General features: G+C 69.6%; 23 protein-coding genes and 1 pseudogene. 12 read left to right on the top strand and 12 right to left on the bottom strand.

Features of this window, described 5'->3' with window-relative positions; translation table 11 throughout:
- Positions 1 to 9 precede the first annotated feature (9 nt).
- From AC068B_RS07745 to AC068B_RS07735, 3 genes are read right to left on the bottom strand one after another with little or no spacing between them, the layout of a single operon-like run.
- Positions 10 to 1,992 carry a hypothetical protein gene (locus tag AC068B_RS07745; protein WP_478669717.1) on the bottom strand — a complete coding sequence of 661 codons (1,983 nt, stop codon included), beginning with the start codon at positions 1,990 to 1,992 and terminating at the stop codon, positions 10 to 12.
- Complete coding sequence (locus AC068B_RS07740; protein WP_478669715.1) at positions 1,989 to 3,152, bottom strand: 5'-methylthioadenosine/S-adenosylhomocysteine nucleosidase family protein; 1,164 nt, start codon at positions 3,150 to 3,152, stop codon at positions 1,989 to 1,991. The genes AC068B_RS07745 and AC068B_RS07740 overlap by 4 nt, the downstream gene beginning before the upstream one ends.
- The gene (locus tag AC068B_RS07735) at positions 3,153 to 3,896 is read right to left on the bottom strand and encodes an NUDIX hydrolase (protein WP_478669714.1); all 744 of its coding nucleotides are present in this window, start codon (positions 3,894 to 3,896) and stop codon (positions 3,153 to 3,155) included.
- Between the two features lie 36 nt (positions 3,897 to 3,932).
- Here AC068B_RS07735 and AC068B_RS07730 point away from each other — a divergent pair.
- Positions 3,933 to 4,064, top strand: a pseudogene (locus tag AC068B_RS07730) (DUF255 domain-containing protein); the annotation flags it as partial.
- 234 nt (positions 4,065 to 4,298) lie between these two features.
- Here AC068B_RS07730 and AC068B_RS07725 read toward each other — a convergent pair.
- The gene (locus AC068B_RS07725) at positions 4,299 to 4,865 is read right to left on the bottom strand and encodes a Uma2 family endonuclease (protein WP_478669713.1); all 567 of its coding nucleotides are present in this window, start codon (positions 4,863 to 4,865) and stop codon (positions 4,299 to 4,301) included.
- A gap of 241 nt (positions 4,866 to 5,106) precedes the next feature.
- Between AC068B_RS07725 and AC068B_RS07720 the strand changes: the two genes are divergently transcribed.
- Together AC068B_RS07720 and AC068B_RS07715 are read left to right on the top strand one after the other, a co-directional pair.
- Positions 5,107 to 7,125 (top strand): thioredoxin domain-containing protein, encoded by a 2,019-nt coding sequence (locus tag AC068B_RS07720; RefSeq protein WP_478669711.1) that lies wholly within the window; start codon positions 5,107 to 5,109, stop codon positions 7,123 to 7,125.
- A 21-nt stretch (positions 7,126 to 7,146) separates the two neighbouring features.
- Positions 7,147 to 7,464: a hypothetical protein gene (locus AC068B_RS07715; protein ID WP_478669710.1), complete on the top strand. Its 318-nt coding sequence runs from the start codon at positions 7,147 to 7,149 to the stop codon at positions 7,462 to 7,464.
- Here the strand turns inward: AC068B_RS07715 and AC068B_RS07710 are convergent.
- From AC068B_RS07710 to trhA, 3 genes are all read right to left on the bottom strand, one after another.
- Positions 7,436 to 8,200: a Mut7-C RNAse domain-containing protein gene (locus tag AC068B_RS07710; RefSeq protein WP_478669709.1), complete on the bottom strand. Its 765-nt coding sequence runs from the start codon at positions 8,198 to 8,200 to the stop codon at positions 7,436 to 7,438. The genes AC068B_RS07715 and AC068B_RS07710 overlap by 29 nt on opposite strands.
- Before the next feature lie 55 nt (positions 8,201 to 8,255).
- On the bottom strand, positions 8,256 to 8,888 hold the full coding sequence (locus AC068B_RS07705; RefSeq protein ID WP_478669707.1) for a TetR/AcrR family transcriptional regulator: 633 nt from the start codon (positions 8,886 to 8,888) through the stop codon (positions 8,256 to 8,258).
- A gap of 209 nt (positions 8,889 to 9,097) precedes the next feature.
- Positions 9,098 to 9,814, bottom strand: a complete 717-nt coding sequence (gene trhA, locus AC068B_RS07700; RefSeq protein WP_478669706.1) for a PAQR family membrane homeostasis protein TrhA — start codon at positions 9,812 to 9,814, stop codon at positions 9,098 to 9,100.
- Between the two features lie 253 nt (positions 9,815 to 10,067).
- Between trhA and AC068B_RS07695 the strand changes: the two genes are divergently transcribed.
- Both AC068B_RS07695 and AC068B_RS07690 read left to right on the top strand, forming a co-directional pair.
- Positions 10,068 to 11,912 carry a phosphoenolpyruvate carboxykinase (GTP) gene (locus AC068B_RS07695; RefSeq protein ID WP_478669705.1) on the top strand — a complete coding sequence of 615 codons (1,845 nt, stop codon included), beginning with the start codon at positions 10,068 to 10,070 and terminating at the stop codon, positions 11,910 to 11,912.
- Between the two features lie 112 nt (positions 11,913 to 12,024).
- On the top strand, positions 12,025 to 13,833 hold the full coding sequence (locus AC068B_RS07690) for a YncE family protein (RefSeq protein WP_478669703.1): 1,809 nt from the start codon (positions 12,025 to 12,027) through the stop codon (positions 13,831 to 13,833).
- A 75-nt stretch (positions 13,834 to 13,908) separates the two neighbouring features.
- Here AC068B_RS07690 and AC068B_RS07685 read toward each other — a convergent pair whose 3' ends face one another.
- Together AC068B_RS07685 and AC068B_RS07680 are read right to left on the bottom strand one after the other, a co-directional pair.
- Positions 13,909 to 14,319 (bottom strand): SCO4983 family protein, encoded by a 411-nt coding sequence (locus tag AC068B_RS07685; protein ID WP_478669702.1) that lies wholly within the window; start codon positions 14,317 to 14,319, stop codon positions 13,909 to 13,911.
- An 80-nt stretch (positions 14,320 to 14,399) separates the two neighbouring features.
- Complete coding sequence (locus AC068B_RS07680) at positions 14,400 to 15,611, bottom strand: pyridoxal phosphate-dependent aminotransferase (RefSeq protein WP_478669701.1); 1,212 nt, start codon at positions 15,609 to 15,611, stop codon at positions 14,400 to 14,402.
- A gap of 220 nt (positions 15,612 to 15,831) precedes the next feature.
- Between AC068B_RS07680 and AC068B_RS07675 the strand changes: the two genes are divergently transcribed.
- The gene (locus AC068B_RS07675) at positions 15,832 to 16,689 is read left to right on the top strand and encodes a trypsin-like peptidase domain-containing protein (RefSeq protein ID WP_478669699.1); all 858 of its coding nucleotides are present in this window, start codon (positions 15,832 to 15,834) and stop codon (positions 16,687 to 16,689) included.
- A gap of 87 nt (positions 16,690 to 16,776) precedes the next feature.
- Here the strand turns inward: AC068B_RS07675 and AC068B_RS07670 are convergent, their stop codons facing one another.
- Complete coding sequence (locus AC068B_RS07670) at positions 16,777 to 17,154, bottom strand: hypothetical protein (RefSeq protein ID WP_356250912.1); 378 nt, start codon at positions 17,152 to 17,154, stop codon at positions 16,777 to 16,779.
- 224 nt (positions 17,155 to 17,378) lie between these two features.
- Between AC068B_RS07670 and AC068B_RS07665 the strand changes: the two genes are divergently transcribed.
- The 4 genes from AC068B_RS07665 to AC068B_RS07650 all read left to right on the top strand — a co-directional run bounded on the left by AC068B_RS07665 (position 17,379) and on the right by AC068B_RS07650 (position 20,252).
- Positions 17,379 to 17,726, top strand: a complete 348-nt coding sequence (locus AC068B_RS07665; protein WP_478669697.1) for a helix-turn-helix domain-containing protein — start codon at positions 17,379 to 17,381, stop codon at positions 17,724 to 17,726.
- Between the two features lie 333 nt (positions 17,727 to 18,059).
- Positions 18,060 to 18,263, top strand: coding sequence for a cold-shock protein (locus AC068B_RS07660; RefSeq protein WP_030788646.1), 204 nt, complete (start codon positions 18,060 to 18,062; stop codon positions 18,261 to 18,263).
- Between the two features lie 230 nt (positions 18,264 to 18,493).
- Positions 18,494 to 19,912 carry a DEAD/DEAH box helicase gene (locus AC068B_RS07655; protein WP_478669696.1) on the top strand — a complete coding sequence of 473 codons (1,419 nt, stop codon included), beginning with the start codon at positions 18,494 to 18,496 and terminating at the stop codon, positions 19,910 to 19,912.
- Positions 19,913 to 19,964: 52 nt separating this feature from the next.
- Entirely contained in the window at positions 19,965 to 20,252 is a 288-nt protein-coding gene (locus AC068B_RS07650) for an SCO5918 family protein (protein WP_478669695.1), read from the top strand.
- 13 nt (positions 20,253 to 20,265) lie between these two features.
- On the opposite strand, the gene AC068B_RS07645 is transcribed toward AC068B_RS07650, so the two are convergent.
- Entirely contained in the window at positions 20,266 to 20,820 is a 555-nt protein-coding gene (locus AC068B_RS07645) for a hypothetical protein (protein WP_478669693.1), read from the bottom strand.
- 110 nt (positions 20,821 to 20,930) lie between these two features.
- Between AC068B_RS07645 and AC068B_RS07640 the strand changes: the two genes are divergently transcribed.
- Positions 20,931 to 22,373 carry a cellulase family glycosylhydrolase gene (locus tag AC068B_RS07640; RefSeq protein ID WP_478669692.1) on the top strand — a complete coding sequence of 481 codons (1,443 nt, stop codon included), beginning with the start codon at positions 20,931 to 20,933 and terminating at the stop codon, positions 22,371 to 22,373.
- 102 nt (positions 22,374 to 22,475) lie between these two features.
- Positions 22,476 to 23,354 carry a trypsin-like serine peptidase gene (locus AC068B_RS07635; protein ID WP_478669691.1) on the top strand — a complete coding sequence of 293 codons (879 nt, stop codon included), beginning with the start codon at positions 22,476 to 22,478 and terminating at the stop codon, positions 23,352 to 23,354.
- Positions 23,355 to 23,368: 14 nt separating this feature from the next.
- Here the strand turns inward: AC068B_RS07635 and AC068B_RS07630 are convergent, their stop codons facing one another.
- Positions 23,369 to 24,985 carry an N-acyl-D-amino-acid deacylase family protein gene (locus AC068B_RS07630; protein ID WP_478669690.1) on the bottom strand — a complete coding sequence of 539 codons (1,617 nt, stop codon included), beginning with the start codon at positions 24,983 to 24,985 and terminating at the stop codon, positions 23,369 to 23,371.
- Positions 24,986 to 25,000 lie beyond the last annotated feature (15 nt).

Raw genomic sequence — 25,000 nt, 5'->3', positions numbered from 1 at the left:
AGTTCAGGATCAGCCAACTACCTGAAAGGGAGTCAGGTTGTTGGGACTGTGTCGTTCGATCCAGCCCTTCCCGTCCGCCGCTACCCCCTCCAGGAGGCGGAACGTGTGGGTGGATCCGGCCGCGCTGAGGTTGATCTCGGAGATTTCCTGAGAATTCTCGTCCGGCGCCAGTTGATGGGCATCGGCGTCCTTGACGCGGATCTTCCTGGCTGGTCCGTTAGTGAGGACGAGTTCCAGTTCGTAGCCTCCATCGGCGTTCTCCGTCACCTGCACGGAAGATAGAGCGTTGAACCGGTAGTTGCTCCGCTGCTCGTTCTTGCGCGTTGCGTCGGAGAAGTTGAACTCGGAGCTCATCTCGCGGATGCCGTCCTGGGTGAACAGGAACAAGCGGAATACGTAGTGCGAGTACCGCCAGGGGCCGCGTCTGACCCGGCCTCGTTTGTAAGAAGGGGCGGGGGACACCAGGATGGTGTGGGTGATCAGGTCGCGCCAGGTGAGCCGGTGGTGCCGGAGTGCTTCATCGACAAACGAAGTCTTGTCGCAGGTGAGCCAGGTCTCCATTTGCCGCTCGCTGGGGCGCGTGGCATCCAGGAGCGACTGCCAGCGCTGGTGTGCGTCCTGTCGTGCGGTCAGCTGCTCACGGTATTTCTGGGTCTCCCGGGTCAGTCGGTATTCCTCACGCTGGACCTCCAGCCACAGGGATGCGGTCGCGTGCCCGGACCAGGCCGCACCGAGCACGGCCAGGAACGCCAACAGCGACCGTGGCGAGGTGGCACCCGAGACTGCCGTGCCGAACGCGGTCAGAGCCGTGACGCCGAGCACGGTCAGGGCCGCCACGGTCAGGGCCTTCGTTCTGAACGGAGTCCGGTCCTGGCGGTCATCTTCGAACAGGGTGCCGTTGGTGTGGCGGTTCCGGGCGTCCTCAGCGAGGTACCGGATCAACCAGGTGATCCGGTCCACACTGACGCGGCTCTCCCGGTAGAGGTCCGCGATCTCGGCGGCGAGGCTGCTGCGGACCTGAGCGGTGTGGGCGAGCCAGGCGTTCGGCGTGAACTCGTGGGGCGTGCGAACGCTGAAGTAGTGATCGAACGAATGGCGGACGCGTTTGGTGAACCCGTCCTCGCCAGAAGACGGATTGTGCGTGTGCGGGACGCGGGTCCCAGCAGTGAGGTCCAACCGGGGTTCCCGGCCCCACCACCGGTCGCTGAATTGGGCCGCAGTCAGACTTGCGCCGACCGCCACCAGCAACTCGACGATCGCCTTGGCCGGATCCGCGAGCAGCGCCAGGGCCCAGAGCAGCACGCTGCTGACGACGAACAGGACCGTCCGGAAAGGGAGAGCCGCCTTGGCGGCGGCAGCGGTGCTCGGGTGGGGCGGAACGGCCCGCGCCCCGATAGGGGCAGGTGCGAAGTAGGCCCAGACCCGCTGCCCCCGGTCGTTGCCGAAGCGCTCCGCCCTGGCTCGTTCGCGGGTCTCCGCCCACAGACCGTCCTTCAGCCCTCCGGTGAGCATGAGGTCGAGGTGGCGGAGGATCGCGTTGTGCTGCCTGAGCGGCAGGTCTTGCAGCTGCTTCAGCACGGGTCCGGTTTCCCCTTCGGCGGTGCTGAGCACCGCCAACAGGCCGAACGTGACGCGCAGGGCTTCCTTCCACTCGTCCTCGGCGAAGTTCCGTACGAGCCCGGAGACGTAGTGCAGCCGTTGGACCTCTTCGGTGCTGAGGTCGTCATAGGTGCGTGCGCTGAGCGCGGCGAGCACCCAGTGGAAACGAACCTCCGCGCTGTCGTACCCGTGGGCGATCGCATTAGTGATCATTTCGCGGGCGCGGCTGGGGATGCCGTCCTCGAGCAACCGCACGCCCACCCTGTACTTCTCCTGCGGCGAAGCGTCCGGGTGGACGAGGTAGACGTTGGAGTTGTGTACGGTCTCAGCCTGGATTCCGACGGTGGAGTCGTAGGCGGCCGAGTTGTATGCGGCATCGTTGCTATGGCTCATGCCAGGTCACCGGCCGCAGCCACCATGGGGGCCAACTCGGCCACCAGTACGGGGCACTCCGCGACCAATCCACGCAACCTTCTGAGCGTCATGGCCGTCCGCTTCCACGATTCAGGGGTGTTCCGCCCGGCCGTCTGGAGGGCGGAGTCCAGATCGTTCAGGGCCTCTCGGTAGGTGTCCTCGTCGAGGGCGCCCTCAGCACGGTGCCGCCCCAACTGCTCGCGGAAACCGTTCAGCTCCGCGATCAGGTCCGTCGTGCCGGGTGCCCTCGGGGCCGAGTTCATGTGGACGCTGCTGCCCGTGACCGAGCTGGCCATGATGCCGACAGTGCTGTGGTGGGCGGTGTTGCTGACGTGTCGGTCGAACTGGTCAGCCGAACGGACGCTGTCGTCCTGGGACATTGCGGTCCCCTCCTGTTCCCCCACCAGCTCCACTGCTAACCGGGTGGCGAACGCAGCCGCGTTCGCTGCGGCCCGCGGCTGCCAGTTGCGGTCCTCCGCGCTGCTTTTCGTGCCGTCCGCCCGGTCGCTGATCCCTCGGACGATGGCCACCGGTGCCCCGTTGAGATGGCCGGCCTGTGCCACACCGGCCGCCTCCATCTCTATGGCGAGTGCGTCGTTGTAGTGCTGTCGGATCCACTTCGCCTCGGCCGAGATCCTCGAGTTCTGGACAACCTCGCCAGCGGCGATTGCCCCGAAGCGCACTTGCGGCACGCCCTCGTGACCGGACACGGGGTCCGCCCAGTCGTTCAGGCGGGCCAGGTGCGAGGCGAGCTGGCTGATGCCGTGCGGTGCTTCCCATACCCGAGGACGGGCTTTGAGTCCGTTGTCCTCGCTGGTGCCGCCGTGGTAGGCGTACACGTGCGTCGCCATCACCACGTCGCCCAGCCTGGCGGTGTCCCACAGGGCTCCGGCGACCCCGACGAACAGCACGGCCGTCGGCGAGAACTCCTGAATCGCGCGTTCGGCGATCACTGCTGCGGAACTGTTCCCCTTGCTCGTCAGGCCGAGTGCGACACGGCACGATGTGCCCTGCACTGTTCCCACCTCGAACCGGGTACCACGCTTGTGGCGATGCACCTGCGTACCCGCGAGCTTCTGGCGCACAGCCTGGTATTCAAGATTGAGGGCGGTGAGAACCACCACCTGGCCACTCGGCATCTATTCCTCTTTCGCGCTCGTGATCTCGTCCATCGCGGATGGCGCGGGTCGGATCAGCGGTGGGAACAGCACAGTCTTCGGACCGGCCCGGTACAGCCGTGCGGGCCGTCCTCCTGTGGTCCTGCGATTCGTGCCGACTGGGACGATGAATCCCTTCGCGGCTTGGACCTTCCGGTAGAAGTTCCGGGTGTCGAGTTCGGTGCCCCAGACGGCTTCGTACACTTGCTGCAGCTCTGCGATGGTGAAGATCTCCCTGCAGAATGCTGTGGCCAGAGCCGAGAACTCAAGCTTGGTGCGCGCGTGCTCGATCCCGTCCGTAGTGATTCGGCGGTGGTCGAAGGCGAGCTCTACCTCGCCGGACAGGACGGCTTCCGCGGGAACCCACGCGGCATCGGTTGCATCCGTTCCCGCGACCGGCTCGGGCAGCCCCGGCGCGATCGCCAGGTGGGCTACGGAGATGACCCGGCCTCGCGGATCACGGCCCGAGTCCCCGTAGACGGCCAACTGTTCAAGGTGCACCCAACCGGCGGTCAGGGCCGTTTCCTCGCTCAGTTCGCGGTGGGCGGCATCCAGAATCTCCTCACCGTCGTGGTTCAGAAATCCTCCGGGTAGGGCGGGCATGCCCCGGAAGGGATCTTCACCCCGCTCCACCAGGAGCACGTGGAGGCGGCTCTCCTTCAGCGTCAGGATCACGAGATCGACCGTCAGTAGTACAGGAGGAGGTGACCACACGTCATCTTGCATGTCCTGCAAGGTACTTCAGTTACTGTCACTTGCACAATAAGAAGGGGTGGGGGTCGCTCTGTCGCTCGACTGTCTGTCGACTGGAGGGAGTGGTCCCCGGAGGCGTTCGAGGAGACGCGGCGACGGAACGTGCCCGTGCTTCTCGCCGTCGGGTACGGCTCGTGCCACTGATGCCAGTGCACTTGTTGAGCCCGTAAGGGCCGACCAGATGTCGCACGCCATGGGCGCCGATGGTGACGAACTCGATGTGAGGATCGACGTCTTGGTGCAGGAGCAGCTTGCCGCGTCACCGGCCTGGTCCAAGGAGGAGGGGGACGCGATCGTGGCGACCTTGGAGCCGGGCGGCGCCTTTGGAGTGCTCCTACAGTCGGCCTGGGATGCGGCTCGGACGGACGCCGACCGTCAGATGGACCCCAGGTCGACAGTGATGGAGAAGGGCACGGCAGCCTTGATCGCGCCAGTGAACATCTCGCCGTCCCTGTAACCCTTGGTCGCGGGGTCGAGGACGTAGGTGTAGACGATGGGAACACCGGTGGCGGCCTGTTCCACCCGCCAGTAGAAGGGGATCCCTCCCTTGGCGTACTGGTCCACCTTCACGATCCGGTCAGTGGTCTCCGAGCCGGGCGACACGACCTCGACGACCAGAAGGACGTGTTCGGGGCGGGTGGGCGTGAGGTCAATGGTCTCTGCCCGGTACACGATGACGTCGGGACGCCGGTTGGTGAGAGGCACGTCCTGCAGGCGGACGTCGAAGTCCGTGTCGGCGTTCCAGTCCGGACCTGCGGCGGCGTCCAGGGCGTTGGCCAGGATCCGGGCCACCCGGTTGTGCCTCTTGGACGCACTCGGGCTCACGACGACCATCCCGTCCACGATCTCAATGCCGGCGCACTGCTCCTCGGACCAGGAGTCGTACTGTTCCGCGCTGATCTGCGTGTGCATCCACGCGGGTGCGACCATCTCGGCGGTCATGGCGTACCTCCTTCGAGGATGCTCATCAGGTCCCGTGCTGCTCGCCTCAGCGTACTGTCCCCTCCCTATCGGGACACCTGATCCAAGCGGGAGCAGAAGCCCATCGTCCACATGGACGACCTGGGCGCAAATAGGGTGATGCACCCATCAGGTGATGGCAGATGAGTGCAAATCGACTAAGCAGGACAGAGGGCCTGCGGGCTGAGCTGTCAGGGTTGGGCGCTGTGAGAGGCTGGATCGCATGAACCGGCTGGCTGGTGTGACCTCGCCTTATCTGCTTCAGCATGCTGACAATCCGGTCGATTGGTGGCCTTGGACACCAAAGGCTTTCGAAGAAGCACGACGGCGCAATGTACCCGTACTGCTATCGGTCGGCTACTCAGCGTGCCACTGGTGCCATGTCATGGCGCACGAGTCCTTCGAGGACGAGGCGACGGCCGCGCTCATGAACCGGAACTTCGTGAACATCAAGGTCGACCGCGAGGAGCGGCCCGACGTCGACGCCGTCTACATGGAGGCCGTGCAGGCCGCGACGGGCCAGGGCGGCTGGCCCATGACCGTCTTCCTCACCCCCGACGCCGAGCCCTTCTACTTCGGCACGTACTTCCCGCCGGAGCCGCGGCACGGCATGCCGTCGTTCCCTCAGGTCCTCGACGGCGTCCAGCGGGCCTGGACGGACCGGCGCGGCGAGGTCGACGAGGTGGCGGGCAAGATCGTGCGCGATCTCGGCGAGCGGCAGCTGACCCACAACGCCGACGAGAAGCCCGGCGAGGACGAGCTCGCCCAGGCGCTGCTCGGCCTGACCCGTGACTACGACGCGGCGCACGGCGGCTTCGGCGGCGCGCCGAAGTTCCCGCCGTCCATGGCGGTCGAGTTCCTGCTGCGGCACTACGCCCGCGTGGGCGCCGAGGGTGCGCTGCAGATGGCCGCCGACACGTGTGAGCGGATGGCGCGCGGCGGCATCTACGACCAGCTCGGCGGCGGCTTCGCGCGGTACTCGGTCGACCGCGAGTGGGTGGTGCCGCACTTCGAGAAGATGCTGTACGACAACGCGCTGCTGTGCCGTGCGTACGCCCACCTGTGGCGGACCACCGGCTCGGAGCTCGCGCGCCGCGTCGCCCTGGAGACGGCGGACTTCATGGTCCGAGAACTCCGCACGAACGAAGGCGGGTTCGCCTCCGCGCTCGACGCGGACAGCGAGGACCCGGCGACGGGCGAGCACGTCGAGGGCGCGTACTACGTATGGACCCCGGAGCAGCTGCGTGAGGTGCTCGGGGAGGCCGACGCGGAGCTGGCGATGTCCTGCTTCGGCGTGACGGCTGAGGGCACCTTCGAGAAGGGCGCCTCCGTCCTGCAACTCCCGCGGACCGAGGGCCCGCTGGCGGACGCCTCACGGCTTGCCGCCATCCGGGAGCGGCTCCTCGCGGCGCGCGCAGGGCGTCCCGCGCCGGGCCGCGACGACAAGGTGGTCGCCGCGTGGAACGGCCTGGCGATCGCCGCGCTCGCCGAGGTCGGCGCGTACTTCGACCGGCCGGACCTGATCGCGGCCGCGGTGGGCGCGGGCGATCTCCTCGTACGTCTCCACATGGATCCGCGCGCCCGGCTCGCCCGCACCTCCAAGGACGGCAGGGTCGGCGCGAACACGGGTGTCCTGGAGGACTACGCCGATGTGGCCGAGGGCTTCCTCGCGCTGGCCGGAGTCACCGGAGAGGGGGTGTGGCTGGAGTTCGCGGGGTTCCTCCTCGACCACGTCCTCGCGCAGTTCGTGGACGCGGAGAGCGGCGCGCTGTACGACACGGCGGCCGACGCGGAGCAGCTCATCCGCCGCCCGCAGGACCCGACCGACAACGCGGCGCCCTCCGGATGGACGGCGGCCGCGGGCGCGCTCCTCTCCTACGCGGCGCACACGGGCGCCGAGCCGCACCGCACCGCGGCGGAGCGGGCGCTGGGCATCGTCAAGGCGCTCGGCCCGCGCGTGCCGCGGTTCATCGGCAACGGCCTCGCGGTCGCGGAGGCGGCGCTCGACGGGCCGCGCGAGGTGGCCGTGGCGGGCGACGTCCTGGGCGACCTGCACCGCACGGCGCTGCTCGGCACGGCGCCGGGAGCGGTCGTCGCGGCGGGCCCGCCGGGCAGCACCGAACTCCCGCTCCTCGCCGACCGCCCCCTGGTCGACGGCCGCCCCGCGGCGTACGTCTGCCGGGGCTTCGTCTGCAGCGCCCCGACGACGGATCCGGCAGAGCTGGCGGAGCAGCTCTCCTAGGCCTGCGGTTAAGGTCCCGGGATGGTGCGTCTGAAGATAGAGATAGCCGTCCCGGAGAGCCATGTGGAGCAGGTGATCGACGCTCTGCACGCGGCCGGTGCGGGCCGGGTCGGGGAGTACGCGCGGTGCGCGAGCTGGTGGCCCGTCAGCGGGACCTGGCTGCCCCTGCCCGGCGCGCAGCCCTACGACGGGGAGGTCGGCGTCGTGCAGCGGGGCGCGGAGTGCCGGGTCGAGTCCGTCTGCGGGCAGGAGCAGGCCCGCGCCGTCCTGGAGGCGGTGCGGGCGGCCCATCCGTACGAGGAAGCGGTCATCAACTTCCTGCCGCTGTACGAGCCGTGACCCCGCCCTCCGCGTCGCCGAACTCCGCGAGCGCCCGCTCCACGATGGCTTCGAGACGGTCGTGGTGGGCGCCCCGCCAGAACACGCGCTCGCAGGTCCCGCACTGGGCGAACACGTCGTACGTGCCGCGGGTGCCGCCCTCCAGGCGGTCCGCCACCTCGTCCTTCGTGGCCGGGCGCAGCGTGCCGTTGCAGGCGCTGCAGCGGGTCCAGGGGCGCAGTTCGGGGGCGAAGCGGCCCAGGACGTCGCGGAGTTGGTCGTCGGGGCGGTCGCTGTAGACGTACGCGCCCGCCCACAGCTCGCGGCGGCGGAGCAGGCCGCGGTCGCGGCTGAGCAGGACGCGGCGTTCGGCGGCCGAGCGCGCCGCCAGGGCCGGGTCGCCGATGTCCGTGCTCTCGTACGCCGTGTCGACGCCCAGCAGCCGCAGGCGCCGCGCCAGCGTGCCGAGATGGACGTCGAGGAGGAAGCGGAGCGGGGCGCCGGGCACCTCCTGGGGGCGGGTGACCGCGCGGACGGTGACGGTTTCGCCCGCCGCGGGGATGTGCCCGACGGCGACCTCGCGGCCGTCGACGACGAGTGTGCCTGCCTCCGTGAGCGGGACGCCGAGCGACTCCACGACGTGCCCGAGCGTGGACACGCCGTCCGTAACGGCCTCCGTGGGGCCGCCCCTTCGCTCGTGCGGGACGAAAATCCCCAGCTCGGGGGCGAAGTCGATGAGGATCTCCGGACCGTTCATGCGGTCAGGATGGCATGCCGGGGGCGGTGACCACCCGGGGTTTTTCCGCCTGCCCTCACGCGTCCGAGGGCTCCGCGAACCCGCTCGTCAGCATGTCCAGCGTCCGGTCGACCAGGGTGGGCAGGTCGTCCTTGTGGCCGCGCTCCGCCCAGTACGCCGTCGTCTCGGTGAGCGCGCCGATCAGGCCCATGGAGAAGGCCCGCACCTCCAGGTCGCCGGGGTCGCGGCCGGTGCGCTCCGCGATGCTCCGGCACAGGATGCCGCCGGTGACCGACATGCTCTCCAGCATCCGGGAGCGCACGGCGGGCACCTCGATCATCAGCTGCGTCCGCAACCTGGTGACCTCGGGCTCCTCCGCGAAGTCGAAGGAGAGGGCCCGGCGCAGCACGACCCGCAGCGACTCCACGACCGGCTCGTCGGCGGGCCGCTCCCGCAGCTGGCGCTCCAGGAACGGGTCGAACTCATCGGTGAGGACGATGTCCTCCTTGGTCGGGAAGTAGCGGAAGACGGTGGACGGGGAGACCTCCGCCGCCTCCGCGATCTGCTCGACGGTCGTCGCCTCGTACCCCTGCTCCCGGATCAGCCAGTACGTCGCGTCCCGGATCGCGATGCGGGTCTTGAGCTTCTTGCGCTCGCGAAGGCCCGGCTGGGGGGCGCTCGCGGGGGCGGAGATCCGTGCGGCCGTCATGACGTCATTGTCGGCCATCGCCCCGCCCCGGCAGGAGAGTCGCCACGAACAGCGCGGTCACCAGCGCGCCGAGCTCCCCCAAGCTCTTAAAGAGAAGGGGGACCCCCTCCCAGCGGCGGGGGTCCTGCCGCGCGACAGTCGGGACAGTGACCGTGGCCATGAAAAAGTGGCCACGGTCGGACCGCGGCCACTGGAGTGGAAAGGGGGGATCAGCCGTGCTGGTAGGCCACCAGGGAGATGCCGACGTAGTGGATGACGAAGGCGGCCAGCGTCAGCGAGTGGAAGACCTCGTGGAAGCCGAAGAACCGGGGGGAGGGGTTCGGGCGCTTGATTCCGTAGATCACGCCGCCCACGCTGTAGAGCACTCCGCCGACGATGACCAGGACGAGGACGGCGATGCCGCCCGTCCGCATGAAGTCCGGCAGGAAGAAGACGGCGGCCCAGCCCATCGCGATGTAGCACGGCGTGTAGAGCCAGCGGGGGGCGCCGACCCAGAAGACGCGGAAGGCGATCCCGGCCAGGGCCGCTCCCCAGATGCCCCACATCAGCCACTGTCCCTTGGCCTCGGGCAGGAGCAGCAGCGTCAGCGGGGTGTACGTGCCCGCGATGATCAGGAAGATGTTGGAGTGGTCGAGGCGGCGCAGGACGGCGTCGGCTCTGGGGCTCCAGTTACCCCGGTGGTACAGCGCGCTGATGCCGAACAGCAGGCAGGCGCTCAGCGCGAAGATGCCGCAGGCCAGCCTGCCGCGGGGGGAGTCCGCGAGGGCGGTGAGCACCAGGCCCGCGACCACTACCGCGGGGAACATGCCTGCATGCAGCCAGCCGCGCATCTTCGGCTTCACGGGGAGCGGCACGGAGTCCGGAGAAGGGACGAGCGAGGGGGTGTCCGCGGAGTGCGGCATCGCTTCAGGGACATGGGCGGTCATGTCGGCATCGTACCTACGGCCTCGTAAGTCGAGCGTCAAACGGACGGATCGTCGCCCAGGCACCCGTACCCGTACAAGTGGCGATGCTCACGCCGCTCAAGTGTGAGGCCCTCTGGACAGATGCGCGAACGCGTCGGATGATCAAATGAGTGCGGTCGGCACCGGATGAGCGCCAAAGTAAGTACACGTGAAGCGTCCGGGTCGCAGCCCCCACGGGGCATACATTCCAAAAACCCCTCGATTAGGAGCAATCGTGGCGCGCGACATCGCGGCTCCCCTTCTCGCAGAGCCCCTGGGCACTGCCCCGACCAACCACCAGGACCTCGTCTCCTGGGTCAACGAGATCGCCGAACTGACGCAGCCGGACCGGGTGGTCTGGTGCGACGGGTCCGAGGCCGAGTACGAGCGCCTGTGCGAGGAGCTCGTCTCCAAGGGCACCTTCAAGAAGCTCGACCCGATCAAGCGCCCGAACTCGTACTACGCGGCCTCCGACCCGACCGACGTCGCGCGCGTCGAGGACCGCACCTTCATCTGCTCCGAGAAGGAGGAGGACGCGGGCCCGACCAACCACTGGAAGGCCCCCGCCGAGATGCGGGAGATCTTCGCGGGGGAGAAGGGTGTCTTCCGCGGCTCCATGCGCGGCCGCACCATGTACGTCGTGCCCTTCTGCATGGGCCCGGTCGGCTCGCCGCTCTCCGCCATCGGCGTCGAGATCACCGACTCCGCGTACGTCGCCGTCTCGATGCGCACCATGACCCGCATGGGCCAGGCCGTCCTGGACGAGCTCGGCGACGACGGCTTCTTCGTGAAGGCCGTCCACACGCTGGGCGCCCCGCTGGCCGAGGGCGAGGCCGACGTGCCGTGGCCCTGCAACTCCACGAAGTACATCTCGCACTTCCCCGAGGACCGCGAGATCTGGTCGTTCGGCTCGGGCTACGGCGGCAACGCCCTGCTCGGCAAGAAGTGCTACGCCCTGCGCATCGCCTCCGTCATGGCCCGCGACGAGGGCTGGCTGGCCGAGCACATGCTGATTCTGAAGCTGACGCCGCCGCAGGGCGAGTCGAAGTACGTCGCCGCCGCCTTCCCCTCCGCCTGTGGCAAGACCAACCTCGCCATGCTGGAGCCCACGATCTCCGGCTGGACCGTCGAGACCATCGGCGACGACATCGCCTGGATGCGGTTCGGCGAGGACGGCCGTCTCTACGCGATCAACCCCGAGGCGGGCTTCTTCGGCGTCGCGCCCGGCACCGGCGAGCACACCAACGCCAACGCCATGAAGACGCTGTGGGGCAACTCCGTCTTCACGAACGTCGCGCTCACCGACGACGGCGACGTCTGGTGGGAGGGCATGACGGAGGAGACTCCGGCGCACCTCACCGACTGGAAGGGCAACGACTGGACCCCCGCGTCCGGCGTCCCGGCCGCGCACCCGAACGCCCGCTTCACCACGCCCGCCTCGCAGTGCCCGATCATCGCGCCCGAGTGGGAGGACCCCAAGGGCGTGCCGATCTCGGCGATCCTCTTCGGCGGCCGCCGCGCCTCGGCCGTGCCACTGGTGACGGAGTCCTTCAACTGGCAGCACGGCGTCTTCCTCGGCGCCAACGTCGCCTCCGAGAAGACCGCCGCCGCCGAGGGCAAGGTCGGCGAGCTGCGCCGCGACCCGTTCGCCATGCTGCCGTTCTGCGGCTACAACATGGGCGACTACATGGCGCACTGGGTGAAGGTCGGCGCGGACAAGCCCGATCAGTCCAAGCTGCCGAAGATCTACTACGTCAACTGGTTCCGGAAGAACGCGGACGGCAAGTTCGTGTGGCCCGGCTTCGGTGAGAACTCCCGCGTCCTGAAGTGGATCGTGGAGCGCCTCGACGGCCGCGCCGAGGGCGTCGAGACCCCCATCGGCATCCTGCCGACGGTCGACTCGCTGGACACCGACGGCCTTGACCTGGCCAAGGACGACCTGGAGTTCCTGCTCACGGTCGACAAGGAGGTCTGGCGCGACGAGGCCTCGCTGGTCCCCGAGCACCTCAACACCTTCGGCGACCACACGCCCAAGGAGCTGTGGGACGAGTACCGCGCCCTGGTGCAGCGGCTCGGCTGACCCCAGTCGTTCCGTTTCCGGCCGGGCCCCCGCACAACGGCGTGCGGAGGCCCGGCCGTGTGACACACCCGCATCTTGAACACCTTGCCTTCACACTCCCCTCACATGTTTCATGGGTCCGCATGACGGCCCGCTGCACCCGGCGGGCCGTCGATCGATCCTGTGGGGGGACGAGTTGAAGAGATCTCAGGGCTTACGACGGGCCACGGGCGCCACGATCGCGGTGGTCCTCGGCTCCGCCGGTCTGGTCGCCCTCGGGGCGCCCGCCGCGTCCGCGGCGACACCCTCGGACGAGGCGGCGAAGCTGCCCGTCTCGTCGTTCGGAGCGATGGTGGTCGACGACGCGCACGAGCGGGTCTACGTCACCGACGGGCGCAGGACCGGCTCCGGGGCGGACAAGGTCCTGGTCTACAACTTCCAGGGGCAGCGGGTCGGTTCGCTCGCCACCGACGAGAACGTGTCCGGCATGGCGCTCAGCGCGGACGGCGCGACGCTGCACGTGTCGCAGTCCAACCGCATCCTGGCGTTCGACACGGCGACGCAGACCAGGACCGGCGCCGCGTTCACGCCGTACGACGTGACCTGCGGCCGTGAGGTGGCGGTCGCGGGCGGCAAGACGTGGTTCACGGAGACGCCGTACTCCGGCTCCTCGTACTGCGACCGGCCCGACAACATGGCCCTGCTGTACGGGGTCAACGGCACGGCCTCGGTCAACACCGGGTGGAGCAGCCAGGGGCGGCTGCGGCTGGAGGCCGGGCCAGGGGCGCCCGACCGGCTGGTGGTGGGGCAGGCGGGTGCGGGTCCCACGGCCGACCCGTTCCTCACTACGTTCGATGCGAGCGGCGACACCCTCGTGCGGGGCCCCTCGCGGCGGTTCGCCGACGCCGAGGGCAAGGGCGCGCTCGACCTGAAGGACATCGCGCAGAGCGCCGACGGCAAGCGCATCGCCGTGGCGGACGCCGCGTACGGCACACGGCTGCTCGACGCCGGTGATCTGGCGGACGCCCCTGCGGGCTATCAGCCGCTGCCCGCGGGCGCGAAGGCGTCGGCGGTGGCGTTCAGCGGCGACGGGAAGTACGTGGCGCGGGGCGCGGCCGCCACCGGCAGCGCGGCGGACCTGCTGATCCAGCCCGCCGACCCGAAGGACGGCACCACGCCGCTGGAGTTCGCCTTCGAAGGGGACCTCGACGGGACGCGGGTCGTGCCGCAGGGGCTCGGCTGGGCCAAGGACGGCTCGCGGCTCTTCGCGGTGACCTCGGACGGCGGCAGCGGCCACTGGCTGCACGTCATCAAGCCGCCCGCCGCCCAGTACGACTCCCGCTTCACCGGCACCCTCACCACCACGCCCTCGAAGCCCGTCGTCGGTGAACCCCTCGGCATCCGCGGCAAGTTGGAGCTCGACGGGCCCGCGCCCGCCGAACCCGTGAAGGTCGCCGCGGTCCGCAAGGACGCCGACGGCACGCAGGAGGTGGCGGCCGCCAAGGTCGCGGCCGACGGCAGCTTCACCGTCCTGGACGTGCCGGACCGGCTCGGCGAGGCGACGTACACGCTGCGGTTCCTCGGCGACGTCACGCACCGCCCGGCCGAGGACGTCACGGTCACGGTGGACGTGGCCAAGGCCCCGACGGCGATCGAACTGACCGCGCCCGCCGAGGCCACCCGCGCGGGTGGCGTCCAGATCACCGGCACGCTGACCGGGCAGGGGCGCGCGCTGCCGTCCGGGATCGGCCTCAAGGTGACGCGGACCGACCGGTTCGGCACGACGGGTGAGCTGACGTCGGCGCAGGTCGCTGCCGACGGCACGTTCAAGATCAAGGACCTGCCCAACAAGCGGGGCAGGACGCTCTACACGGTGAGCTACGAGGGGGACGCCCTGCACCAGGGCTCGTCCGCCGAGACCACCGTCAAGATCACCGGCTAGGCGGCCGGCACCCCCAGCTGTCGCCGGGTTGGTGGCACCCGGTCCGTGGCCTCCCCGGCCGCGGACCGGGGCCGATCAGGGGGCGCCGACCAGGCGCGAGGCGTCCGCGTGGGCGTCCATGCGCCCGGCGGCCAGGATCGCCGCCGCGGTGTCGGCACGGGAGGCCGCCACTACCAGGGCGCGGCCCGCGAGGGCGTGGGCGCGCTGGTGCAGGGCGGCGAGGTGGGGCTCGTGAATCGCGGCCGCGACGGCGGATCGCGGCGGACGCACACCGTCACGCAGGCGCGCCACCTGGTGCGCCAGCTGCTCGGCGGCGTCGTCGAGCGCGGCGGCCGGGGACAGGGCGCGCAGCTCGTCGGTGAGGGCGAGCAGCGCCGCGAGGTGTCCGGCGAGCTGGATGTCCAGCTCCTCCTCGCGGGTGCGGTGCGGATAGCTCGTGTCGTCGGCCATCGTGTGGACCGACTTCGTGCGGATCGGCTCGTACATGGGATGGCCTCCAACCATTGCTTGAAAACCATCCTAGCTTAGATTCTGTCTAAAGTTGAGTCGGAGCCAATTCCGGGTGGTCAGGGCTGGCTGTAGCCGTCCAGGAACGTGCCGATCCGGGTGACCGCCTCGGCGAGGTCCGTCGCGGTCGGCAGCGTGACGACGCGGAAGTGATCGGGCTCGGGCCAGTTGAAGCCCGTGCCGTGCACGACCATGATCTTCTCGGCGCGCAGCAGGTCGAGGACCATCTGCCGGTCGTCCTTGATCTTGAAGACCTTCGGGTCGAGCCGCGGGAAGAGGTAGAGCGACCCCTTCGGCTTCACGCAGGTCACGCCGGGAATCTGCGTCAGCAGGTCGTACGCCGTGTCGCGCTGCTCCAGGAGCCGCCCGCCCGGCAGCACGAGGTCGTTGATCGTCTGCCGTCCGCTCAGCGCGGCGACGACGCCGTGCTGGCCCGGCATGTTCGCGCACAGGCGCATGTTGGCGAGGATCGTGAGGCCCTCGATGTACGAGGACGCGTGCGCCTTCGGGCCCGAGATCGCCATCCAGCCGACGCGGTAGCCCGCCACGCGGTACGCCTTCGACATGCCGTTGAAGGTGAGGGTCAGCAGGTCGGGGGCGATGGCGGCGGTCGGCGTGTGCGTCGCGCCGTCGTAGAGGATCTTGTCGTAGATCTCGTCCGAGCAGACCAGCAGGTTGTGGCGGCGCGCGATGTCGGTGAGGCCGCGCACCATCGCCTCGTCGTAGACCGCGCCGGTCGGGTTGTTCGGGTTGATGATCACGAGCGCCTTGGTGCGGTCGGTGACCTTGCGCTCGATGTCGGCGAGGTCCGGCATCCAGTCCGACTGCTCGTCGCAGCGGTAGTGCACGGCGGTGCCGCCGGACAGGGAGACGGCCGCGGTCCACAGCGGGTAGTCCGGCGCCGGTACGAGGACCTCGTCGCCGTCGTCCAGCAGGGCCTGCATGGCCATCACGATGAGCTCGGAGACGCCGTTGCCGATGAAGACGTGCTCGACGTCGGTCTCGATGCCCAGGGTCTGGTTGTGCATGACGACCGCGCGGCGGGCGGCCAGGAGGCCCTTCGCGTCGCCGTAGCCATGGGCGTCGCCGACGTTGCGGAGGATGTCCTCGAGGATCTCGGGCGGGCACTCGAAGCCGAAGGCCGCGGGGTTGCCGGTGTTGAGCTTGAGGATGCGGTGTCCGGCCGCCTCCAGCCGCATCGCCTCCTCGAGCACCGGGCCCCGGATCTCGTAACAGACGTTGGAGAGCTTCGTCGACTGGATGACCTGCATGTCCGCGAGCTTACGGGCGGGTATCGCGCGCCGCCTCGTGTTTTCGGACACAAGGGGTGTCTCCTCGGCCCTGGCGGAGCGTCTCGTTCCGCTCTCTGGCGTCCTGTCAGCGGTCAGTTGTGTCCGTTTGTGGTCTTGTCCTGACGGCGCGGCACCCCAACAATGCGCATGACAACACCGAAGAAACTTCGGTCACTTAGTCATCAGAGGGGACCCCCACATGAACAAGCCTCTCGTCGGTGCGTGCTTCGCCGCCCTGCTCATCGGAGCAGCCGCGGCGCCCGCGACAGCCGTCGGCGACCAACCGCCCGCCAAGCCGAAGACCAAGGCCGTCGACCTCGCGGGGACGGTGGCGCTCAGCAACTGTTCCGGCTCCGTGGTCCGCGTGCCCGACTCGAAGCCCGGCGACCCGGCCCTGGTCCTGTCCAACGGCCACTGCCTGGAGGACGGCTTCCCCGCGCCGGGCGAAGTCATCGTCGACCAGCCCTCGTCCCGCAGCTTCAAGCTGCTCGACGGCGCGGGCGGCGAACTCGGGAGCATCAAGGCCAGCAAGATCGCGTACGGCACGATGACCGACACGGACATGTCGCTCTATCAGACCACCAGCACCTACAGCGACATCGAGAGCAAGTACGGGATCAAGGCGCTGGAGCTGAACTCGGCGAAGCCCGAGCAGGGACGGGCGATCACCGTCGCGTCCGGCTACTGGAAGAAGCTGTACAAGTGCAGCGTCGACGGCTTCGCGTACCGCCTGAAGGAGGGGAACTGGACCTGGAAGGACTCGGTCCGCTACACCCCCGACTGCAAGACGATCGGCGGCACCTCGGGCTCCCCGGTGATCGACGACGAGACCGGCAAGGTCGTCGCCGTCAACAACACCGGCAACGAGAGCGGTGAGGAGTGCACGGACAACAACCCGTGCGAGGTCGACGAGAACGGCAAGGTCACCGTGCGCGAGGGCATCAACTACGCGCAGCAGACCTACTGGATCGTGCCGTGCGTCGGCGAGGGCAACAAGATCGACCTGAGCCGCGAGGGCTGTGAGCTGCCCAAGCCTTCCGGCGTCCGGGCCCGGTAGTCGCCCGCACGGTTCGCACACTTCACGCAGTCCGTACGAGTGCCGCCCGGACCCGGTCCGGGCGGCACTCGCGTGTCCGGGTCGGTATCAGTGGTCGGAGTAGCTGAGATCCCCCACGGTCCAGGCGCTCACGTCCTGGAGGGCGATGCGGTACATCCCGCCGGTCTCCGGGAGCCCGAGGCTGCCCTGGAGGATCCGGGCCAGGTGGAAGTGGAGATGGGCGGGCGGCGCGGTGTCCCGGGGCGGGCCGGAGTCCGCCTCGGGCGCCGCGAACGCGGCGGCGAAGGGCCCCAGCCGGGAGGAGTCCTTCAGGACTTCGGCGACGCGCCGCCGCCACAGGGCCTCGGGGGCCAGCCGTCCGGTGATGACGGCACCGCCGACGACCACGGTGAGAGACATCTGATTGCTGTGCTCGGACTCCACCAGGGCGGCGATGTCAACGAGCAGCTCGTCAGGCTTCGACATGACTGGTCAGCCTACCGAGGGGCGGGTGGGCACAGGGTGTCGGATCCCCCTTCCCTCGCCATCGAAAATCTATCGTGGCTGAAGTAGACATGCGCGACTCCCGTTGTTAGAGTTCGTGGTATAGCCAACGGCGCCGACATGCGAAGTCGGCGAATGGTGTGAAACCCCTCGGGGCCTGGTGCCGCACGCGCCAGGCCCTTCGACGCGTTCCGGAAAAGGTGCAGATGCCCCCAGAGAGCCCCTCGCGCGGCCAGGACAGGTTCGATGACGACGACTACCCCGCCTACACGATGGGACGGGCCGCCGCGATGATCGGTGCGACCCCCGGGTTCCTCCGGGCGGTCGGCGAGGCCCGTCTGATCACGCCCCTGCGGTCGGAGGGCGGTCACCGCCGCTACTCCCGCTATCAGCTGCGTGTCGCGGCGCGCGTCCGTGAACTCGTCGACCAGGGCACGCCCATCGACTCGGCCTGCCGCATCGTCATCCTCGAGGACCAGCTGGAAGACGCGCTGCGCATCAACGAAGAGCTGCGCCGCCCCACCGCCGGGTCCGAGGGGGCGTCCGCGTCCTGAGGCCGCCCGCGTCCGGGGGCCGCCGCCCGCGAAACGCTGTGCCTGGTGCCGTCGGATATCTGTGACGGCAAATGCAGAATTTCGCGTGATGCGCACTGAGGGTTTATCTCCCGACTGGCGGAGTGATATCGAAACCCCTGCATCGACGGCCGTCGCGTGCTACTGTCGTTATCAGTTGCAGTTGTGGTTTCCAAAGACTCCAAGTGCTCGGCCGACTTTATGTGTCGGCAGGGCACTTTGTTTTGCCGGTCATTTCCGGACAGGGTAATCATCGCGGCGACGTGGAGTCCGCACAGTGTGGGCTTCCGGGCAATGCCCCGAAGGAGATATGACATGGCTACTGGCACCGTGAAGTGGTTCAACGCGGAAAAGGGCTTCGGCTTCATCGAGCAGGAGGGTGGCGGCGCGGACGTCTTCGCCCACTACTCGAACATCGCCACCCAGGGCTTCCGTGAGCTGCAGGAGGGCCAGAAGGTGACCTTCGACGTCACGCAGGGCCAGAAGGGCCCGCAGGCCGAGAACATCGTTCCCGCCTGACGCTGACGCGTACTTCGTAGCTGGGGCCCGCACCTTGGGTGCGGGCCCCAGCTCGTTGTGTTTTCCGGGGAGGAAATCCCCTTTTGTATTACCGGCCCGAACCGGAATCATTTCCCGGCGGCCGGAATTGTTTTTCATTTTTCCCGGCCGTTCCTGCGGTTCTCGGCACCGGACGGTGCTCGGCGAGAATTCCTCGATACGCGCCGCATCGAGGAAGGTTCGAGGTTTACATGAACCGCTCAACTCGCACAAACGGCCGATATGGCAAGGGTCAGAGCCAGAGCCGCCGCCCCGCCGCGCCCCAGGGGGAGTTCACGCTGCCGGTCACGGTCACCCCGGCCCTGCCGCCCGTCGAGGACTTCGCCGCGCTCGGCCTGCCGGACGGCATGCTCAAGACCCTCACCGGCCTCGGCGTCACCACGCCCTTCCCGATCCAGGCGGCCACGCTGCCGAACACCCTCGCGGGCCGGGACGTCCTGGGACGCGGGCGCACCGGATCCGGCAAGACCCTCGCCTTCGGGCTCGCGGCGCTCACCCGCACCGCCGGGCAGCGGGCCGAGCCGCGCCGCCCGCTCGCCCTGATCCTCGTCCCCACCCGCGAGCTCGCCCAGCAGGTGACGGACGCCCTCACCCCGTACGCCAGGTCGGTCAGGCTGCGCATGGCCACCGTGGTCGGCGGCATGTCCATCGGGCGGCAGGCCGGGGCCCTGCGCGCCGGTGCCGAGGTCGTCGTCGCGACGCCGGGTCGGCTCAAGGACCTCATCGAGCGGCGCGACTGCCGTCTCGACCAGGTCGCCGTCACCGTGCTCGACGAGGCCGACCAGATGACCGACATGGGCTTCCTGCCCCAGGTCACCGAGCTCCTCGACCAGGTGCGGCCCGACGGCCAGCGGATGCTGTTCTCGGCCACCCTGGACCGCAACGTCGACCTTCTGGTCCGCCGCTACCTCAACGACCCCGTCGTCCACTCGGTCGACCCGTCCGCGGGCGCGGTCACCACGATGGAACACCACGTGCTGCAGGTGCACGGCGCCGACAAGTACGCCGCCACGACGGAGATCGCCGCCCGCGACGGCCGGGTGATCCTCTTCCTCGACACCAAGCACGCGGTCGACCGCCTCACCACGCACCTGCTGAACAGCGGGGTGCGCGCGGCCGCGCTGCACGGCGGCAAGTCCCAGCCGCAGCGCACCCGCACCCTCGCCCAGTTCAAGTCCGGCCAGGTCACCGCGCTCGTCGCCACGAACGTCGCGGCCCGCGGCATCCATGTCGACGACCTCGACCTCGTGGTGAACGTGGATCCGCCCGCCGACCACAAGGACTATCTGCACCGGGGCGGTCGTACCGCACGCGCGGGCGGCTCCGGCAGCGTCGTCACCCTGGTCACCTCGGCGCAGCGGCGCTCCATGTCGCGGCTGATGATGGCGGCGGGCATCAGCCCGAACACCGCGCAAGTGCGCTCCGGCGAGGCAGAGTTGGCGCGCATCACCGGCGCGCAGGCCCCCTCGGGCATCCCGGTGACCATCCCGGCACCGCCGAAGTCGGCCGCCCCGCGGGGCGAACGGGGCGGCGCCCGCGGCCGACGCCCCCGCGACGGCCGTGCGCGCCGCGCCTACGCCGTCCGCACCCGAACCGAAGCGGCCGCCTGAACCAGGGTTCCAAGTCCCCGCTCCCTCCCCCTCTGCGACTCTGTGAGGCACCATGCGCTGTGTGATCGCCCGCTTCCCCTTCGACCTGTTCAAGAACGAGGTCGAGGAGGTCATGAAGGGCATCAAGCCCGAGACCGTCACGGGTGAGTCCGTGCTCATCGGCCGCCGCCACTACCCCGTCAAGCAGGTGGGGGAAGTGATCACGCGGCAGGACCGGCGTGACTTCTCGGCGCGCGAGGTGACCAGGGCGCTGACCGGCCTCGGCTTCACCTGCAAGGCGGCTCCCGCCCCCGCGGCCCCGGAGCCCGTCCTGGCGGACTGGCCCACCTCGCTCGTCTAGGGCCAGCAGGGCTCTAGGGTCCGTCAGCAGAACCCTGGAGTGAGACCCGGGGCGGCCGCGCTGTCGTCAGCGCCGCCGCCCCGGGCAGCCAGCCGAGCAACACACCCCACAGCGCGCCGAACAGCGCGCCGGTCAGGGGGAGCAGCAGCCACCCCCACAGGCCCGCCTCGACCATGCGGGCCGCGACCATGCCCCGCCAGACGCCCGCCACCGCCGCGCCCGCGATCAGCGCGGTCCAGCCCGCGAGCAGGCGTCGACCCTTGCCCGCGTCAGGGCGTACGCGCAGATGACGGCGGATCCGGGCGGCGGCCGCGGCGATCAGGAGCAGCGCCGCGAAGTTCTCGCAGAGCTGCCAGGGCCAGTCCGTCGTGCCCAGCGGTGTCGCCCGCAGACCCGGCAGCGCGAAGGGCACACCGAGCGCGCTCGGTACGACCGACAGACCCGCCCGCGCCGTGAACGCGGTCAGCAGGGTCGCGCTGCCGTGCGCCAGGACCAGCACGAGACAGACGCACGCCACCACGGCCGTGGCATCCGTCCGCGCCCGCAGCGCGTCCATCGTCGTCCGCATGGCGCGCCACTTTAGGCGGCACCGGTCGCGGGGGACAGGGTCCGGGCCGAAGAAAGTGAACAATGCTCAGGTCTGTTGCGGCACGGGTTCCGCGATCTACCATCCCGGCCATGAAGTCCGTTGCGGCATGGCGTACTTGGGCGGTGGGCGCGGTGGTGCTCGCCGTCGCGGCCGCGCTGCTGGTCGCCGTGGGGCCGCAGGGCGCGGGCGCCGCGCGCGCCGACACCGCGAGCGGCCACCGGTGGATCACCGACCGGCAGGGGCGCGCACTGGTCCTGCGCGGTCTTTCCACGGCGAGCAGCGCCAAGGCGGCGCCCGACGGCATGCCGTGGATCCAGGAGAAGGACGTCGCACGCGAACGACGTGACCTCGGCACCAACTTCGTCCGCTTCCTGCTCCAGTGGCGCAAGGTCGAGCCGTCGCCGGGGACGTACGACAGGACGTATCTGCGGCAGGTCGCCGAGCGGGTGCGCTGGTACGGCGAGCGGGGCTACCACGTCCTGCTCGACATGCATCAGGACCTGTACGGGCCGCGCGTGGGCGGCAATGGCGCCCCCGCGTGGGCCACCGAGACCGACGGGCTGACCTCGGCCCCCACCGACCCCTGGGAACTCGGCTACGTCGAGCCCGGGACCGTCCGCGCCTTCGACCGTTTCTGGGGGACGGTCGAAGGCGACGGGCGCGATCTGCGCGAGCACTACGTCGGCGCCCTGCGCGAGGTGGCCAGGCACTTCGCCGACGACGACACCGTCATCGGGTACGACCTGATGAACGAGCCGTGGGGCGGCAGCGTGCAGGGCCCCGCCTTCGAGTCCGGCCCGCTCGCCCGGCTCTACCAGGACGGCATCGACGCCATCCGCACCGTCGACCGCGACCACTGGCTCTTCGTCGAACCGTCCGCGATCGGCTCCAACTGGGGCTTCGCCACCGGACTTCCCCGCCTGGCCGACCCGCGCGGCGACGGCGACGCGGCACGCATCGCATATGCGCCACATCTCTACCCCCTCCCCATGGACCTCGGCGGCGGCTACACCGGCGGCGCCAAGGAGCAGGTCGACCGGTCGCTGAAGGCCTGGCGCGCACAGACCGAGAAGACCGCGAGACGGCTCGGGGCGCCCGTCGTCATCGGGGAGTTCGGGCTCGACACGGGGCTGCCCGGCGCCATGGAGTACGTCGAGAAGGTGCAGCGCATGGCCGACGACATGGGGGCGGGCTTCGCCTACTGGTCCAACGACCTCGGACCCTGGGCGCCCTGGGACGCGAAGCTGAGGCCGACGAGGCTGCTCCCGGTGCTCGACCGGCCCTCTCCCCTCGCCGTGGCGGGAGATCCGATCGCGTACCGCTGGGACGGCACGAAGAAGACCCTGACGGTGCGCTGGCGGGGGCAGACGGGTGTGCGCGGCGGCACGGAGGTCAGGCTGCCCGCCCGGCACTTCCCGGACGGCGGCCGGGTGGCGGGGGGATCGGAGCGCGCCTGGGACCCCAAGTCCCGCATCCTCACGCTCGGTTCGGGACCCGGCACGCACTCTGTCCGCATCACACCGCGTCGGTGAACTGGAAGAGCTCCCACCCCTTGTCCGGCTGCACAGGCACCCCAAGAATGCCCTCTGACAAACGCACGACACGTGTACGTCGTCATGAGGGGGGCTCCACAGATGGGAAAGAAGAGCTACGCGGTCGCGGGCGGACTGCTCGCCCTGGCACTGGCAGGCGGAGGAGCGGCACCGGCCTTCGCGGGCAACACCCAGCAGGCGGAGGAAAGAGGGCCCGCGGCGAAGACCAAAGCGGTCGACTTCGCGGGGACGGTGGCCCTCAGCAACTGTTCCGGCTCGGTCGTCCGCATGCCCGGGTCCAAGCCGGGCGACCCGGCGCTCGTCCTCACCAACGGCCACTGCATAGAGAGCGGCTTCCCCGCCGCCGGTGAGGTCATCGTCGACCAGCCGTCCACCCGCACCTTCAAGCTGCTCGACGCGAAGGCCAACGACGTCGCCACGCTCAAGGCGTCCAAGGTGTCCTACGCGACCATGACGGACACCGACATCACGATCTACCAACTGACCGAGAGCTACGGCGACATCACGAAGAAGTACGGCATCAAGCCGTTGGAGCTGGCGGACGGCCACCCGGTGAAGGGACGCGCCATCACGGTCGTCTCCGGCTACTGGAAGAAGACCTACAGCTGCAACATCGACGGCTTCGTCTACCGGATGAAGGAGGGCGAGTGGACCTGGAAGGACTCGGTCCGCTACACCTCCGCCTGCCAGACCATCGGCGGCACGTCCGGGTCGCCCGTCATCGACCACACGACCGGCAAGGTCGCCGCGATCAACAACACGGGCAACGAGGACGGCGAGCGCTGCACCCTCAACAACCCCTGTGAGATCGACCGCAAGGGCAAGGTGACCGTCCGCAAGGGCATCAACTACGCCCAGGAGACGTACGGGATCGTGCCGTGCGTCGGCAAGGACAGCAAGATCGACCTGACCCGGAAGGGTTGCAAGCTGCCCCGGCCGACGGCGGCGGCCACGAGGTAATACGCGCCGGTGCGTCAGGGGGTCCGGCGTACGGAGCGTCCCGCGAGGACGTCCGTGCGTCGGCCGTCCCGCATCACGAACCGCCCGTCGATCAGGACGTGCGGGATGCCGACAGGCAGCGTGCGGGGAGCCTCGAAGGTGGAGCCCGCCGCGACCGTGTCCGGGTCGAAGAGGACCAGGTCGGCGCGGTAGCCCTCGCGGACGACGCCCCGGTCGGGCAGGCGGAGGCGGGCGGCCGGGCGCGAGGTGAGGTGCGCGACGGTCTCCTCCAGCGACATGACGCCCAGCTCCCGCGCGTACCGCCCGAGATACTGCGGGAACGTGCCGTACGCGCGCGGGTGCGGCTTGAAGCCCTGCAGGATGCCGTCGCTGCCGCCCGTGTGCACCCGGTGCTGCATGATCGCCCGGACGTTGTCCTCGTGGCCGACGTGCTGGAGGATCGTCGAGCCGAGGTTGTCGTTGATCAGGAGCCTGCGGGCGGTGACCCACGGCTCCTCGCCGCGCTGGGCCGCGGACTGGGCGATGGTCTTGCCGACGCAGGAGGCGAGCCCGGGGTCGCTCACTCCGGAGACCTCGATGGTGTCCCACTCGATGGGCACGCCGTGGCAGCCGTCCGCGCCGATGACCTCCATGTGGTGGCGGATCTTCTCGGCGATCCCGTCGTCCCGCAGCCGGGCGAGGATCGCGTCGGGCCCGCCCTCGCTCGCCCAGCTGGGCAGCATCGCCACGAGCGTCGTACAGCCCGGGGTGTAGGGGTACGTGTCGAGGGTGATGTCCGCCCCGGCCGCGAGTGCGTCGTCGAGGAGGGCGAGCAGATCCGGGGCCTTCCCCTTGTTCACACCGAAGTTCATGGTGGCGTGGGCCAGGTGGAGGGGGCAGTGCGCGGTCCGGGTGAGGTTCACCATCTCCTCGTACGCCTGGAGGGCGCCCGCTCCGTAGCTGCGGTGGTGGGGGCAGTAGTAGCCCTGGTGGGCCGCGACGACCTTGCAGAGCTCGGTGAGCTCGGAGTCGTCGGCGTACATGCCCGGCGTGTAGGTGAGCCCCGACGACATGCCGACGGCGCCCTCCCGCATCCCGTCGGCGACGAGCTGCTTCATCCGGTCCAGCTCGGTGGGGGTCGCGGGGCGGTCGTCCCAGCCCAGCGCGTACATGCGGACGGTGCCCTGCGGGATCAGGTACGCGGCGTTCACCGCGATGCCGCGGCCGCCGTGGGCGGTGTCGAGGGCGTCCAGATACCCACCGACGGTGCGCCACGTGAAGTCGATGTCGCTGCCATCGCCGTTCCAGCCGGTGATGGCCTGGCGGACCTGGGCGAGGGTGCGGTCGTCCACGGGGGCGTAGGAGAGGCCGTCCTGGCCGATGACCTCCAGGGTGACGCCCTGGGCGGCCTTCGCGGAGTGGTCGGGGTCTCTGAGGAGGGCGAGGTCGCTGTGGGCGTGCATGTCGATGAAGCCGGGCGCTAGCGCTAGGCCTTGGGCGTCGAGGTTGGTCTGCCCCGTGGGGCGGGGGCCTGTCGTCTCCCCCTCCCGGTGGATCGTGGTGATCCTGCCCTCGTGTACGCCGACGTCGGCGCGGTAGGAGGCACCTCCGGTGCCGTCTATGACGCGTGCGTCCCGGATCACCAGGTCCATGGGGGGCCTTTCCTC

The sequence above is a fragment of the Streptomyces sp. NPDC042371 genome (assembly GCF_056437465.1).
Note: the sequence above shows the minus strand (reverse complement) of the source record. Positions and strands in the feature narration are given on the sequence as shown.